This is a genomic window from Paraburkholderia sp. GAS32 (genome assembly GCF_050434225.1).
Taxonomy (GTDB): domain Bacteria; phylum Pseudomonadota; class Gammaproteobacteria; order Burkholderiales; family Burkholderiaceae; genus Paraburkholderia; species Paraburkholderia madseniana.
On record NZ_JBNPVS010000003.1, the window covers coordinates 37284 to 51436 of the forward strand.

Here is a 14153-nt window from a genome sequence, read left to right on the forward strand (position 1 = left end):
TGCGCATAGAGAGAGATAAAAAAACACGGGGTGAGCGTGACTAGAAAATACAAGGTGCTGTTTCTCTGTCGCGAGAATTCAGCACGTAGCATCATTGCCGAAGCTTTACTGCGCGAACTGGCTGGACACCGGTTCGAAGCGTTCAGCGCGGGGCCGGAGCCGGCCACGCGCGTTCATCCCATTGCGATCGCGCAATTGCGGCCCGGTATATCGGACCTCGGCGTGCTCTGCCCGAAAAGCTGGCTGGAATTCACCGGCGAATGGGCGCCGCGGATGGACCTCGTCATCGCCATGGACGCGTGCGTCGCCGGGCATCATGCGCCGCGCTTTCCCGGAGAACCTGCGTTGTGTAGCTGGATCTTTGCCGATCCGCTTGCCGATGGCATGCTCGAGCCGGAGCGAGTCCGTTCGTTCGAAAAGGTGTTCTGGCAAATCGTCCGGCAGGCCAGCACGTTTATCGAATTGCCGCAGTACGCGGCGGCGCCGACTCGTGCCGGCGACGCATCGTGTGCATCGAAGAGCGACGCGACGAGTCCCGCCATTCGGTGCAACGTGTGAACGGCCCCGGCGCGTCAACCAGTACGGGGTTATGCCTTTGCTCCAGCGGTTTGGCGATCAGACGGCTTAGCGGTTGTTCGGGCGCGCAAGCGGACTTCCCGCGAATGGGTCGTTTAGCCAATCCACCTGTTTTTTCGGCTGCGGGGCGGGTGCCGGCGTGGCCGATAATTCGAAGTGGTCGATTGATTGACCAGCGCTAATTGCCTGTTTAAGCCATTGGGGCATTTCGCCCTGGCCATCCCAGCTATCTCCCGTTGCGCTGCGGTAGCGTTCAGCCTTTTGCCCCTTCGGTTCGGCCGCCAGCACGGCGGCGAGGTCTTCTGGTTTGATACCAAACTCTTCCATGCGGTGGCGGAGATACGCAATCATGCTATCTCGCTTCCTTTCGTCCATAAGATATTCGTCCTTCTAAAGCGTCCGGCGTTCTGTCAGTTACAGATTGCAAGGGGAAGCCGCGAAAGCATTGAGCCCACGTAGATGGGGTCCGCTCGCGGTAAGGTTATTGATCGAAGGAAATTCCAGCGGCAGCGTCAAAGAACGTCGCCCCATACATTGCGGTACAGCATATGCCCAACAAGCCCGCCTATAAGGCTGACTGTGCCAATCAGTGAATATTCAAGCGCTCCGCCGCGCGGCAGGTACGGCTGGGTAAGCCCTACGGCCGCAATGGAAAAAACGGTGATGACAATGCAATGATTGCGAACAGTCGGTCTCATGTCGACGCTCCGTCTCTCGCCGGTGCCTCGCGCGGGGCCGATTTTTGTGCGTTATGCCAGCATCATAACGCACTGTTCGGGTAACGCACGCGCCGGCCAGCCTGATTTTGTTGTTGCATGTCGCCGATCGAACGGCGGCCGGTGCCGCCAAGGCCGCCTGCACCGCCGGGATTGAAATCCTGAGTGGCCGACCTATAACGAAACAGCGGAGCAACAATCTGCGTTTCCAGCCTGGTGGCGACCGCTTCCGGCAAGCCGCGCGTGCACGCCCGACATCGGTTTCAGGCCTGGCAACTATTTACTCGTTTAGTTCGGTGACTCGCCGCAGCAGTCCCGCATAGGCATTCGCCCCTTTGTCAGTTCGTCAGTTCGATTTGATGACACGACGTTTTTTCGCGGATTACTTCTTTTTTTGAAGGGGTTAAGCGCTGCTGCGCCGGATTCGAGGAGTCTGGACATGAAACTACGTTTATTGATGGCGTTGGCAAGCGCCGCTCTGTTTCTGGCGCCGAGCACAGCCGGCGCACTGGACAGCCAGCAGGGCGAAGCCGCGTCGGGCCGGGCGCTCATGCAGAACGCAAACGAATCAGTGCAGGACACCACCGACATGTCGTTTGGTGACACTGTGCGGACCGCGATGCCGGCCGGGCAACCGGTGCAGAACGCCTCCTATGGCGGGGTGGCCGCAGGCGCTACGGAAGTGGGAGGCCGACAGGAGCGGCCGTGCGCTTCCGGGCCGCAATGCCGGATCTATTTCGGCCGATAGCAGGCCGGCAGTTCAGGAGGCGGTGGGGGAGCAGAACGCACCGCCTCCAATTCCATTCGCGCACGGCACCCTGATCGGAATACCCACACGCCCGAGTGCAATTTTACGGAGTCGTCAGCGGGAGATTTAATACGATGTTAAGGTGTGTTCCATTCGGGTTTTCACTCGCTGTCTTTTCCGATCGCAATCATAAGCAGGCCAATACCGCCTGCTTTTTTATTCATGATTTGCAGTCTGCGATTTGATTAGTCCGGTGACTGCTCCAATCCCACCCGTTGTTTAGTTACTCGCAAACAATACTATGTTGATGGAAGATAATCTGCCGGCGAGCATTGCCTCGCCGGACGATGGGGCTTCGTCGTCCCTGCGTTCCTGGCTCGCCGTTGTGGCCGTTGCAATCGGTGCGTTCGCGTTCGTGACCACGGAGTTTTTACCTGTCGGACTACTGCCGCATATAGCGGCGGATCTGGGTGTGCTGCCTGGCACCGCAGGGCTGATGGTCACGGTGCCGGGCGTGATTGCCGCCATCTCGGCGCCCGGTTTGATGCTGGTGGCCGGACGGATGGATCGCCGGCGTGTCTTTCTGTTGCTCACGGCCTTGCTGCTGGCGTCGAATCTGATTTCCGCCTTCGCGCCCGATTTCCTGTTCATGCTGGTCGGACGCGCGTTGCTCGGCGCGGCGCTGGGCGGCTTCTGGACGCTGGCAACGGCGGCATCGGGGCGCCTCGTGCAGCCGAAAGATTCAGCCAAAGCGATGGCGACGATCCTGACCGGCGTGACCTGCGCGACAGTGATCGGTGTGCCGCTCGGCACATTCATCGCCAGCTTCGCGTCGTGGCGTGCTTCGTTTATGGCAACCGGCGTGCTTGTCGCGATCGCGCTCGTGGCGCAGTTCGTTTTCGTGCCGTCGTTGCCGTCGACCACCGCCTTGCGGCTGCGCGATCTGGTGGCGCTGCTGCGCCGCCCGCATCCGCGTAGAAGCATGCTGATGGTGGCGCTCGTATTCGGCGCGCATTTCTCCTCGTACACGTACATCACGCCGTTTCTGCTGCATAACGCGAGTTTCACGATGTCGACGATTACGTGGCTGCTGCTCGGCTTCGGCATTATTGGGTTCTTCTCAAACTTCGCCGTTTCGTCGACGGTGACGCGTAATCTGAAAGTGTCTCTGGGCGTGATGGTTTCTCTGCTCATGTTCGCGCTGCTGGCAATGCCGTTGCTGGAACAATCGCCAATCGGGGTCGCCGCGCTCGTACTCGCGTGGGGTGTTTCGTTCGGCGCACTGCCGCTGTGTCTCAGCATCTGGATTCAGCGCGCCACGCCGGATTCGCCCGAAGCGGGCTCGGCGCTGTTTGTCAGCATCATTCAGGTTGCCATTGCTTTGGGATCGCTCATTGGTGGCGTGGTGGTCGACCATGTCGGTATTTCCGCCGACTTTCTCTTCGGCAGCGGTTTGGCGCTGCTGGGACTCGCGGCGCTCGCGAGCTTCGGACGAAGCAAGCAGGAAGTGCCAGCGGAAGCGATGGCGTGTCCGGCGTGTACTGATTAGCCGGTAAGCGTCGAGCGCCACGTCAACCGATCCGATTTTGTTATCGGCCCCTCCAATACACGGATTGTTAGCGCATCGCACCGCTCGTATATTTGCTGGACGAAAGCACAGACAGCAGAAATACAACAACTGAACGGCAGGCCTCTCGGGCCTGCTACAGGAGCACAGCGATGAATCGAATCGATCTGGAGGGGCGTGTTGTCGCCATTACCGGCGGCGCGCGCGGCATCGGCTACGCAGTGGCTCAACGGGCGCTGAACTCGGGCGCGTCGGTCGCGCTATGGGACATCGACGCCGAGCGCCTCGCGCGCAGCGAGCGCGAACTCAGCGAACTCGGCAAAGTCACCGCCGTCACAGTTGAACTCACCCAGGAAGCGTCAGTGGTTCAGGCGGTGGCGCAAACGGTCGCCGCCCATGGCGCGATCGACGTGCTGATCAACTGCGCCGGCATCACCGGCGGCAACGGCACGACGTGGGAGCTGGACCCCGAGGTCTGGCGCCGCGTGATCGACGTGAATCTGATCGGCCCGTATCTCACCTGTCGCGCGGTCGTGCCGCAGATGCTCAAGCAGGGGTATGGCCGGATCGTCAATATCGCGTCGGTGGCCGGCAAGGAGGGCAACCCGAACGCCTCGCACTACAGCGCCTCCAAAGCCGGGCTCATCGGCTTGACCAAATCCCTCGGCAAAGAACTTGCGACGAAGAACATCCTCGTCAATGCGGTCACGCCCGCGGCGGCAAAAACGGAAATCTTCGATTCGATGTCGCAGCAGCATATCGACTACATGCTCTCGAAGATTCCGATGAACCGTTTTCTGTTGCCGGAAGAAGCGGCGTCGCTGATTCTCTGGCTTTCTTCCGAAGACTGCGCTTTCAGCACCGGCTCGGTATTCGACCTGTCCGGCGGCCGCGCCACTTACTGAGTCGTCACAGCGTCGCCTAAGCCGTAGCAGTTGCAGTGGCGGTGCAAAAGAAAGGTGGAACAACGCAGAGCGCGACCCGCATGCTCTGTGAAGGAGACGACATGAATCCGCATTCGCCCGCTTCACTGGAGGCGATCAACAGCAAGGTCATGCGCCGGCTGTTGCCGTTTCTCTTGCTGATGTACGTGCTGGCGTTTCTCGATCGCGCCAATATCGGCTTCGCGCAGAAAGCGTTGCAGCACGACACGGGCTTGTCCAATGCGGCTTTTGCCTTCGGCGCGGGCGTGTTCTTTGTCGGTTATGCATTGTTCGAAGTACCGAGCAATCTTCTGCTGCACAAGGTCGGTGCGCGCGCGTGGATGTGCCGGATCATGGTGACCTGGGGGCTCGTCTCGGCGGCGATGTGTCTTGCGCATACGCCGACTGCTTTCTACTCGCTGCGTTTTCTGCTTGGTGTCGCCGAAGCCGGTTTCTTCCCCGGCGTGATCTATTACCTGACGCATTGGTTTCCGCAAGCGGCGCGAGCGCGTGCGGTGGGCGTGTTTTATTTCGGTGCGCCGCTGGCGTTCATCTTCGGCAGTCCGTTGTCGGGTTCCTTGCTCGAACTGCATGGCGCGATGGGTTTGGCCGGCTGGCAGTGGCTGTTTCTGATCGAGGGGACGCTGGCATCGTTGGTCGGCGTGTGGGCGTTCTGGTATCTCGACAACCGTCCTGAAGACGCCCAGTGGCTCGACGCGCAGGAGCGCACCACCTTGCGCCGCGCGCTTGATGACGATGCGCTCGCCGCATCGGCGCATGGGCCGCGTCATATTCTCGCTGCGCTGGTGGACCGCCGTGTGTTGCTGCTTTCGGCGATCTATCTGCTGATTCAGATGAGCGTCTACGGCGTGATCTTCTATTTGCCGCAGCAGGTGGCGGCTTTGCTCGGCACGACGGTCGGTTTGCGCGTTGGCCTCGTCGGCGCGCTGCCATGGCTGTGTGCGTTGGCTGTCACGTGGTACGTGCCGCGTCGAGCGGATCGTACGGGTGCACACCGGCGCTGGGCGGTTGCGCTGCTGGTGCTCGCGGGTCTCGGCATCGGCGCCTCGGGGCTCGCGCATAACCCGTCGATCGGCCTGATCGCGCTGTGCTGTGCGGCCAGCGGCTTCATCGCGGCGCAACCGCTGTTCTGGACATTCCCGACGCGCTACCTCACGGGTGCCGCAGCGGCGGGCGGAATCGCGCTGATCAATTCGCTCGGCGGCCTCGGTGGATTTATTGCGCCGAGCCTGCGCACTGCGGCGGAACGGGCGTTTTCGTCGACCTCGGCGGGGCTGATCGTATTGGGCGTGTCGAGTCTGCTGGCGGCGCTCATGATCGGCACGCTGTTACGTCGTGACGGCGTCCAATCAAGCGGGTCTTTCCAACAATTACTGCACCGCGCCCGCTAGGCGCATTTTTTGGCTGCACGTTCGACGCACCCATAACGGAGCCCTTTTCATGGCCATGCCTACTATCCGGCACGTGCGTGCCTTCATCGTCCGCGGTGGCGGCGCGGACTATCACGATCAACCCGATGGACACTGGATCGACGACCACATTGCCACGCCGATGGCGCGTTATCCGGAGTATCGCGAGAGCCGGCAGTCATTCGGCATCAATGTGCTCGGCACGTTGGTGGTCGAGATCGAAGCGAGCGACGGCACGGTTGGTTTTGCGGTGACGACGGGTGGTGAGATCGGCGCGTTCATCGTTGAAAAACATCTCGCACGTTTTCTGGAAGGCCAGCTCGTCACCGACATCGAGAAGATTTGGGATCAGATGTATTTCTCGACGCTGTACTACGGCCGCAAAGGCGTGGTGCTGAATACGATCTCGGGCGTCGATCTCGCGTTGTGGGATTTGCTTGCGAAAGTGCGCAAGGAGCCGGTGTACCAACTATTGGGTGGCCCGGTGCGCGACGAACTCGTGTTCTACGCGACTGGTGCGCGTCCGGACTTGGCTAAGGAGATGGGATTCATCGGCGGCAAATTGCCGTTGCAGCATGGTCCTGCTGAAGGCGAGGCGGGTCTCAAGAAGAATCTGGAGAAGCTCGCCGAGATGCGTAGCCGTGTAGGTGATGACTTCTGGCTGATGTACGACTGCTGGATGAGCCTCGACGTACCGTATGCAACGCGGCTCGCGCAGGCCGCGCACGAGTACGGTCTGAAATGGATCGAAGAGTGCCTGCCGCCGGACGACTACTGGGGTTACGCCGAACTGCGCCGCAACGTGCCGCGCGGCATGATGGTGTCGACCGGCGAGCACGAAGCGACGCGTTGGGGTTTTCGCATGCTGCTGGAGATGCAGTGCTGCGATCTGATTCAGCCGGATGTGGGCTGGTGCGGCGGCATCACCGAACTCATCAAGATCTCCGCGCTCGCCGATGCCCACAATGTGATGGTGGTGCCGCACGGTTCGTCGGTGTATAGCTATCACTTCGTCGTCACGCGGCACAACTCACCGTTCGCCGAGTTTCTGATGATGGCGCCGAAGGCGGATGAAGTCGTGCCGATGTTCACGCCGCTGCTGCTCGATGAACCGGTCCCCGTGAATGGACGGATGAAAGTGCCCGACACGCCGGGCTTCGGTGTGCGGCTCAATCCGGAGTGCGCGCTGGTGCGGCCTTATCCACGCTGAATGCTTATTGAAGGTGGGTTGGACTAGATTTCAACCCGCAAGACATCTTATCGATCCAGCCAACAGGAGAATGACGTGTTGCTCAAGGACAAGGTCGTGATCGTTACCGGCGGCTCGCGTGGCATCGGCCGCGCGATAGCAGTTGCGTGCGCAACCGAAGGTGCGGACGTGGCGATCAACTACTGGGGCGATAACGACGCATCGTATGGGCGACGTTCGGCCGTCGCGGAAGTGGTCGGCGAAATTGAAGCCTTGGGGCGGCGCGTGATCGCGATCGAAGGGAATGTCGCCTTACGCGAAACCGGTCAGGAACTTGTTCGCCGCACTGTCGAAGCCTTCGGCAAAGTCGATGTGCTCGCGAGCAACGCCGGCATCTGTCCGTTTCACGCCTTTCTCGACATGCCGCCCGAGGTATTGGAGTCGACGGTGGCAGTGAATCTGAACGGGGCGTTCTACGTTACGCAAGCCGCCGCGCAGCAGATGAAAGCCCAGGGCACGGGTGGTGCGATCGTGGCGACGAGTTCGATCAGCGCGCTGGTGGGCGGCGGCATGCAAACCCACTACACGCCGACCAAAGCCGGTGTGCATTCGCTGATGCAGTCATGCGCGGTGGCGTTGGGGCCGTACGGCATTCGCTGCAATTCGGTGATGCCCGGCACGATCGCGACCGACCTGAACGCGGAAGATCTCGCCGACGAAGCTAAAAGAGCCTACTTCGAAAAGCGTATTCCGCTGGGCAGACTGGGCCGCCCGGAGGACGTCGCCGATTGCGTGGTATTCCTTGCCTCCGACCGCGCGCGTTATGTAACAGGCGCCGCGCTGCTGGTGGACGGCGGCCTGTTTGTCAACTTGCAGTAACGGGCGATGGCGACTTCACGATGGTGACATCAACTAGCCGGTGCGGATACGATCACAGGCTCAGTCGCGGTCGCGGTGGGATCGTCGCGTGCGAGCTTGCGCGAGAAACCGCGCAGCAAATCGATAAAGCGCAACGCGGGTTCGGCGAGCGCTTCTTCCTTGCGCGTGAGAATGCCGAAGCCGGCGAGGCTCTTGCCGATCTCGAGCGGCAGCGCAACCAGCAGCTTGCCACGCACATGATCGCGCACCACGGACTCGGGCAGCATGGCCACGGCGTCGTAGTTCTCGAGCAATTGCAGCGTGGCGAAGATCGACGCGCACTCGGTCAGGTTGACGGGTGTCGCAAGACCCGCACGCGCGAGTTCCTCTTCGAACAGCACGCGCGCTGGACTGGTGACCGGTTGCGCCACCCACGGCCAGTCGATCAGCTCCCGCAACGTGATGCGCGAGCGCTGCGCCAGCGGATGCACCGAACGCACCACCAGCAGCAACGTCTCGCGCGCGAGCGGTTCGAAACTGAAATCGTTGTGTTGCAACGGACTGGTCAGCCGTCCAAGCGCCAGATCGACTTCGCGGCGATGCAGCAATTGCACGACCTGGTCGCTGGTTTCGCCAAGAATGCGCACGTTCAGCAGAGGGCTTTCGGTTTTCAGGGCGGCGACCGCCATGGCCAGCAGATCGGGCGCGGCGCCCATGATCGCGCCGACGGTCAACTGTCCATGCCCGCCGCGGCGTTTGACGTCGAGGTCTTCGGCGAAACGGGTCAATTCGGCGAGCGCGCGCCGCGCATACGCCAGCGTGACCACGCCGAGCGGCGTGGGCGTCATGCCGCGCGCGTTGCGCTCGAACAGCAGGAAGCCGAACGCTTCCTCGATATCGCCGAGCATGCGGCTCGCGCTGGGTTGCGCGACGTTGATGGCCTCGGCGGCCTGGTGAAGATTGCGCGCGTCATCGAGCGCGACGAGCAGCGCCAGATGCTTGAACTTGAGCCGATTGACGAGTGCGATGGCGGCTGAGTGTTGGCTCATGGTTCCGGGTGCGATTCGGTTTGTGGATCGCCCAATCCCAACAACGGATTGAGATGCTATCGACGCAGGAATTATAGTCGTACCAGACGCTTCTACGCTTCTCAGGGAAAGCGCCCGGATACGACGGGAGACAGGCCGCAATGGAAACAATCGCTTTCCGGATGGTGCTCAACCCCGGCATGCGCGAGGAATACGAACGACGTCATGCGCAAATCTGGCCTGAACTGGTTGATGCATTGCACAACGCCGGTGTGCGCGACTATCGGATCTTCTTCGACGCAGACTCGGATTACCTTTTCGCCATTCTGACGCGCAGCACGAATCACACCATGAACGCGCTGCCGCAACTCGACGTGATGCGCAAATGGTGGGATTACATGGCCGACATCATGCAGACGGCCCCTGACCATACGCCGCTTCAACAACCGCTGGAGCCGGTCTTTCATCTGAATTCGCTTAGCTAACGTAGCTGACTGTGCCTGGCCTGAAGGGCGGAGGATGTCGCATGCAGGTTGTCGATTCGCATATCCATCTGTGGGATCTGAGGACGCATCGCTATCCGTGGCTGGAAAACCCGGGCGTGTCGTTCGTGGGTGACGCGCGCGATCTGAAGCACGACTATCTGCTCGATGATCTGCTCGGCGAGGCGGGCGATATCGAGGTGCTGAAACTGGTGCACGTAGAGGCGAATCACGATCCTGCCGATCCGGTCGAGGAAACCCGCTGGTTGCAGTCCATTGCGGATCGTCCGGCCTCGCGTGGCATGCCGGATGCGATTGTCGCCGCCGTGGATCTGTCCGCGGCGAACGCACCCGAACTGCTCGAAGCGCATGCGTCGTTCGCCAATACCCGTGGCATCAGGCAGATCCTGAATGTGCACGAGAACAAGCTGTTCGATTACGTAGGCCGTCATTTCATGCGCGAGCCGCAGTGGCGCGAACATTTTGCGTTGCTGCGCCGTTACGACATGTCGTTCGATCTGCAACTGTATCCGTCGCAGATGGAGGAGGCGGCTGGGTTGGCGCGCGCGCATGGGGATACGGTTTTTATCGTCAATCATGCGGGGATGTTCGTGGACCGCAGCAGCGTTGCCGGCTATCGCGCGTGGCGTGAAGGTATGCGGACGCTTGCGAGTTGCAGGAATGTCGCGGTGAAGATCAGCGGACTCGCCATGTTCGATCATCTGTGGACCATCGAAAGCCTGCGGCCTTATGTGCTTGAGACGATCGATACGTTCGGCGTCGAGCGCGCGATGTTCGCGTCGAACTTTCCGGTCGATCGGCTGTTCGGCTCTTACCAGGATTTGTGGCACGCGTACGCGTCGATCGTCGACGGCGCGAGCGATGCTGAAAGAGAGGCGCTGTTTTGCCGTAACGCGGAGCGTTTTTATCGTATCTGACGTACCTGCCGCGTCTGACGCATTCCCGAAAGCAAAAAAGAAGGAGACACGTAGTGCAGCAATCCCCATCCGCTGTGCCCAGGCTCGAACTACGGCACGCGAGCAAATCATTCGGCCGGGTCCGTGCGTTATCCGACGGCGATCTCGCGTTGTGGCCGGGCGAAGTGCATGCATTGCTCGGCGAGAATGGCGCGGGCAAATCGACGGTCGTGAAGATTCTCGCGGGTGTGCATCAGCCGGATACCGGTGAACTGCTGGTCGACGGCGTGGCGCGCCGATTTGCAACGCCGGCGGAAGCACGCGACGCGGGTCTCGCGGTGATCTATCAGGAGCCGACGCTGTTCTTCGATCTCTCGATCGCGGAGAACATCTTCATGGGGCGGCAGCCGGTCGACCGGATCGGCCGCATTCAGTACGACGCCATGCGCCGCGAAGTGGATGGTTTGCTGGCCTCGCTCGGGGTCGATCTGCGTGCGGATCAACTGGTGCGTGGGCTCTCGATTGCCGATCAACAGGTGATCGAAATTGCGAAGGCGTTGTCGTTGAACGCGAACGTGCTGATCATGGACGAGCCAACCGCCGCCTTGTCGCTGCCGGAAGTGGAGCGGCTCTTTGCGATCGTGCGCAAGCTGCGTGAGCGTGATGTGGCGATTCTGTTCATCACGCACCGACTCGATGAAGTGTTCACGTTGACGCAACGCGTGACGATCATGCGCGACGGCGCGAAGGTATTCGATGGGCTCACCGCCGATCTCACCACCGAATCCATCGTCGCGAAGATGGTGGGCCGTGATCTGGAAACCTTCTATCCCAAGGCCGACCGGCCACCGGGCGAAGTGCGATTGTCAGTGCGTGGACTCACGCGCATCGGCGTCTTCAAGGATATTTCCTTCGACGTCCGCGCAGGCGAGATCGTCGCGCTGGCCGGCCTCGTCGGCGCGGGGCGCAGCGAAGTGGCACGCGCGATCTTCGGCATCGATCCCCTCGATTCGGGTGAAATTTCGATTGGCGGTAAACGTCTCACCGCAGGCAGTCCGGCCGCCGCGGTGCGTGCCGGCCTCGCGCTGGTCCCGGAGGACCGTCGTCAGCAAGGGCTGGCACTGGAGTTGAGTGTCGCGCGCAATGCCTCGATGACGGTGCTTGGACGTCTCGTCAAACATGGGCTGATTTCCACGCGAAGCGAAACGCAGTTGGCCAATCAGTGGGGCACGCGTTTGCGCCTCAAAGCGGGTGACCCGAATGCGCCGGTCGGCACGCTGTCCGGCGGCAATCAGCAGAAGGTCGTGCTGGGCAAGTGGCTCGCCACGAATCCAAAGGTCCTGATCATCGACGAACCCACGCGCGGCATCGACGTCGGCGCCAAGGCCGAGGTGTATGGCGCGCTGGCGGAACTGGTGCGCGATGGCATGGCCGTGTTGATGATTTCGAGCGAATTGCCGGAAGTACTCGGCATGGCCGATCGCGTACTGGTCATGCACGAGGGACGTATCAGCGCGGACATCGCGCGCGCCGAAGCCGACGAAGAACGCATCATGGGCGCGGCGCTCGGCCAACCGGTTCCACCGTTGGGGAACGCGGCATGATGCGCCATTCGACGACCCATCCCGCGCCGGTTCAGGCGTCAGCCCCCAAGCGCACCGGCAGCGCGCCGGGCGGCTTCATCGCGGGCATTGCGAAGAGCCGCGAAACGACGCTCTTCGTCGTGCTGATTCTGCTGATCGTGGGTACGGGGCTCGCAAAACCGCAGTTTCTGAATCTGCAGAATCTGCGCGACGTGTTGCTCAACGTGTCGATCATCAGCTTGCTGACGGCCGGCATGACCGTGGTCATCCTGATGCGGCATATCGATCTGTCGGTGGGGTCGACGGTCGGCATCAGCGCGTATGCGGTCGGCAGCCTGTACGTTGCGTTTCCGCATATGCCGGTGATTGTCGCGTTGCTGGCCGGACTGGCAATCGGTTTGGTGGCGGGCAGTATCAATGCATTGCTCGTTGCCGTGGGGCGCGTGCCATCGCTGGTAGCAACACTCTCCACGCTCTACATCTTCCGCGGCGCGGACTATGCGTGGGTACACGGCGGCCAGATCAACGCGACCAGTTTGCCTGACGCGTTTTCCCGTCTCGCTACCGGCACTTTCTTCGGCATACCGACGCTCGCGTTGATCGCGATCGTCGTGCTGGCCGGGCTGGCTGTCTATCTGAAGCAGTTTCGCGGCGGACGCGAACACTATGCAATCGGCTCGAATCCGGAGGCGGCGCGGCTTGCCGGCGTGAACGTCGAACGTCGCGTCATGGCGGGTTTTCTGCTGTCCGGCGCGATTGCCGGTTTCGCGGGCGCATTGTGGCTCGCGCGCTTCGGCACCGTCGATGCAAGCACTGCGAAGGGCATCGAGTTGCAGGTCGTTGCCGCCGCCGTGGTGGGTAGCGTGGCGATCACCGGTGGTGTGGGCACCATCCTCGGCGCCACGCTCGGTGCGCTCGTGCTGGGTGTGATCAGCATCGTGCTCGTCGTGCTGCACGTCTCGCCATTCTGGGAGCAGGCGATTCAGGGCGCGCTGATCGTCGCCGCCATTACCGCCGACACCTTGCTGGCCCGCTCCGTCGCCAAACGCATGATGAGGAAACGCGATCATGGCTAAACCCGATTCCGCGCTGCTCACGCGCAAACGCGAAACGCCGTTGCAATGGGAAGTGTTGCTGGTCATCGTACTGGCCCTGTCGCTCGTGCTCGGGCGCTTGTTGTCGCCGGTGTTTCTCACCAGTGCGAATGTCAGCAACATCCTCGCCGATCTGACCGAGATCGCGCTGATGGCGCTGCCCATGACGCTGATTATCGTCGCCGCGGAAATCGACCTTTCGGTGGCGTCGGTGTTGGGCGCGTCCAGTGCGCTGATGGGCGTGCTGTGGCACATGGGCCTGCCGATGCCGGTCGTGATCGTGCTGGTATTGATTGCCGGCGCGCTGGCGGGTCTGCTGAACGGCCTCGTGATCGTCAAGCTCAATCTGCCTTCGCTCGCGGTCACCATCGGCACGCTGGCGCTGTTTCGCGGCCTCGCGTATGTGCTGCTCGGCGATCAGGCGGTCGCGGATTTTCCCGCAGCTTATACAGCGTTCGGCATGGACACGGTCGGCTCGACTTTCATTCCATTGCCTTTTGCGATCGTGATCGTCGGCGCGGTGCTGTTTACCGTGCTGCTGCAGTCTACGGCGTTTGGCCGCAGCCTCTACGCAATCGGTGCGAATCCGACCGCGGCGGCTTTTTCCGGTATCGAAGTCGCGAAGATCCGGCTGCGTCTATTCGTGCTGTCCGGCGCGATGAGCGCGCTGGCGGGCATCGTCTACACGCTGCGCTTCACCAGTGCACGCGGCGATAACGGCGAAGGCTTCGAATTGTCCGTGATCGCGGCAGTGCTGTTCGGCGGCGTGAGTATTTTCGGCGGACGCGGCTCGGTGTTCGGCGTCCTGCTCTCGCTGCTGATTATCGGCGTGCTGAAAAACGCGCTGACGCTCGACGATGTGTCGAGCGAAACGCTGACGATCGTCACTGGCGTGCTGCTGCTGGCATCGGTGCTGATTCCCAATCTGGTTGCGCGCTGGCGTGCGGCGCGTGACCGGCGTTTCATCGCGAAGTCCGCTTCTTCTTTATAACGTTCTCTTAAAACCGGCTCCACAAGAAATACCCAATACCAAATACCGACA

Annotated in this window: 16 protein-coding genes; 12 read left to right on the forward strand and 4 right to left on the reverse strand. The window is 61.4% G+C overall.

What is annotated here, in order from left to right:
- Positions 1–36: 36 nt before the first annotated feature.
- Positions 37–558, forward strand: a complete 522-nt coding sequence (locus tag P3T25_RS04080) for a low molecular weight phosphatase family protein (protein WP_429357562.1) — start codon at positions 37–39, stop codon at positions 556–558.
- 66 nt (positions 559–624) lie between these two features.
- On the opposite strand, the gene P3T25_RS04085 is transcribed toward P3T25_RS04080, so the two are convergent.
- The 3 genes from P3T25_RS04085 to P3T25_RS04095 form a co-directional block, all read right to left on the reverse strand.
- Positions 625–951 carry an H-NS family nucleoid-associated regulatory protein gene (locus tag P3T25_RS04085; protein ID WP_093636065.1) on the reverse strand — a complete coding sequence of 109 codons (327 nt, stop codon included), beginning with the start codon at positions 949–951 and terminating at the stop codon, positions 625–627.
- Positions 952–1088: 137 nt separating this feature from the next.
- A complete protein-coding gene (locus P3T25_RS04090) occupies positions 1089–1274 on the reverse strand; it encodes a hypothetical protein (protein WP_154558406.1) in 186 nt (61 codons plus the stop codon).
- A gap of 62 nt (positions 1275–1336) precedes the next feature.
- Positions 1337–1528: a hypothetical protein gene (locus tag P3T25_RS04095; protein ID WP_154558407.1), complete on the reverse strand. Its 192-nt coding sequence runs from the start codon at positions 1526–1528 to the stop codon at positions 1337–1339.
- 203 nt (positions 1529–1731) lie between these two features.
- Here P3T25_RS04095 and P3T25_RS04100 point away from each other — a divergent pair, with 203 nt between their 5' ends.
- The 6 genes from P3T25_RS04100 (at position 1732) to P3T25_RS04125 (ending at position 8028) form a co-directional block, all read left to right on the forward strand.
- A complete protein-coding gene (locus P3T25_RS04100; RefSeq protein ID WP_429357563.1) occupies positions 1732–2040 on the forward strand; it encodes a hypothetical protein in 309 nt (102 codons plus the stop codon).
- 301 nt (positions 2041–2341) lie between these two features.
- The gene (locus P3T25_RS04105; protein WP_429357564.1) at positions 2342–3589 is read left to right on the forward strand and encodes an MFS transporter; all 1248 of its coding nucleotides are present in this window, start codon (positions 2342–2344) and stop codon (positions 3587–3589) included.
- Positions 3590–3759: 170 nt separating this feature from the next.
- Positions 3760–4512, forward strand: a complete 753-nt coding sequence (locus tag P3T25_RS04110; RefSeq protein WP_054035966.1) for an SDR family NAD(P)-dependent oxidoreductase — start codon at positions 3760–3762, stop codon at positions 4510–4512.
- Between the two features lie 101 nt (positions 4513–4613).
- Positions 4614–5942: an MFS transporter gene (locus P3T25_RS04115; RefSeq protein ID WP_408517088.1), complete on the forward strand. Its 1329-nt coding sequence runs from the start codon at positions 4614–4616 to the stop codon at positions 5940–5942.
- A 49-nt stretch (positions 5943–5991) separates the two neighbouring features.
- Entirely contained in the window at positions 5992–7170 is a 1179-nt protein-coding gene (rhmD, locus tag P3T25_RS04120) for an L-rhamnonate dehydratase (RefSeq protein ID WP_171928829.1), read from the forward strand.
- Positions 7171–7245: 75 nt separating this feature from the next.
- Complete coding sequence (locus P3T25_RS04125; protein ID WP_168435553.1) at positions 7246–8028, forward strand: SDR family NAD(P)-dependent oxidoreductase; 783 nt, start codon at positions 7246–7248, stop codon at positions 8026–8028.
- 29 nt (positions 8029–8057) lie between these two features.
- Here P3T25_RS04125 and P3T25_RS04130 read toward each other — a convergent pair whose 3' ends face one another.
- The gene (locus P3T25_RS04130) at positions 8058–9056 is read right to left on the reverse strand and encodes a LysR family transcriptional regulator (RefSeq protein ID WP_266259730.1); all 999 of its coding nucleotides are present in this window, start codon (positions 9054–9056) and stop codon (positions 8058–8060) included.
- 140 nt (positions 9057–9196) lie between these two features.
- Here P3T25_RS04130 and rhaM point away from each other — a divergent pair, with 140 nt between their 5' ends.
- From rhaM to P3T25_RS04155, 5 genes are read left to right on the forward strand one after another with little or no spacing between them, the layout of a single operon-like run.
- Positions 9197–9520, forward strand: a complete 324-nt coding sequence (gene rhaM / locus P3T25_RS04135; protein ID WP_429357565.1) for an L-rhamnose mutarotase — start codon at positions 9197–9199, stop codon at positions 9518–9520.
- A 41-nt stretch (positions 9521–9561) separates the two neighbouring features.
- The gene (locus P3T25_RS04140) at positions 9562–10455 is read left to right on the forward strand and encodes an amidohydrolase family protein (protein ID WP_171928831.1); all 894 of its coding nucleotides are present in this window, start codon (positions 9562–9564) and stop codon (positions 10453–10455) included.
- Between the two features lie 53 nt (positions 10456–10508).
- On the forward strand, positions 10509–12038 hold the full coding sequence (locus P3T25_RS04145; protein WP_171928832.1) for a sugar ABC transporter ATP-binding protein: 1530 nt from the start codon (positions 10509–10511) through the stop codon (positions 12036–12038).
- Positions 12035–13093: an ABC transporter permease gene (locus tag P3T25_RS04150; protein WP_429357566.1), complete on the forward strand. Its 1059-nt coding sequence runs from the start codon at positions 12035–12037 to the stop codon at positions 13091–13093. The genes P3T25_RS04145 and P3T25_RS04150 overlap by 4 nt, the downstream gene beginning before the upstream one ends.
- Complete coding sequence (locus P3T25_RS04155; protein WP_429357567.1) at positions 13086–14102, forward strand: ABC transporter permease; 1017 nt, start codon at positions 13086–13088, stop codon at positions 14100–14102. The genes P3T25_RS04150 and P3T25_RS04155 overlap by 8 nt, the downstream gene beginning before the upstream one ends.
- Positions 14103–14153: the final 51 nt, after the last annotated feature.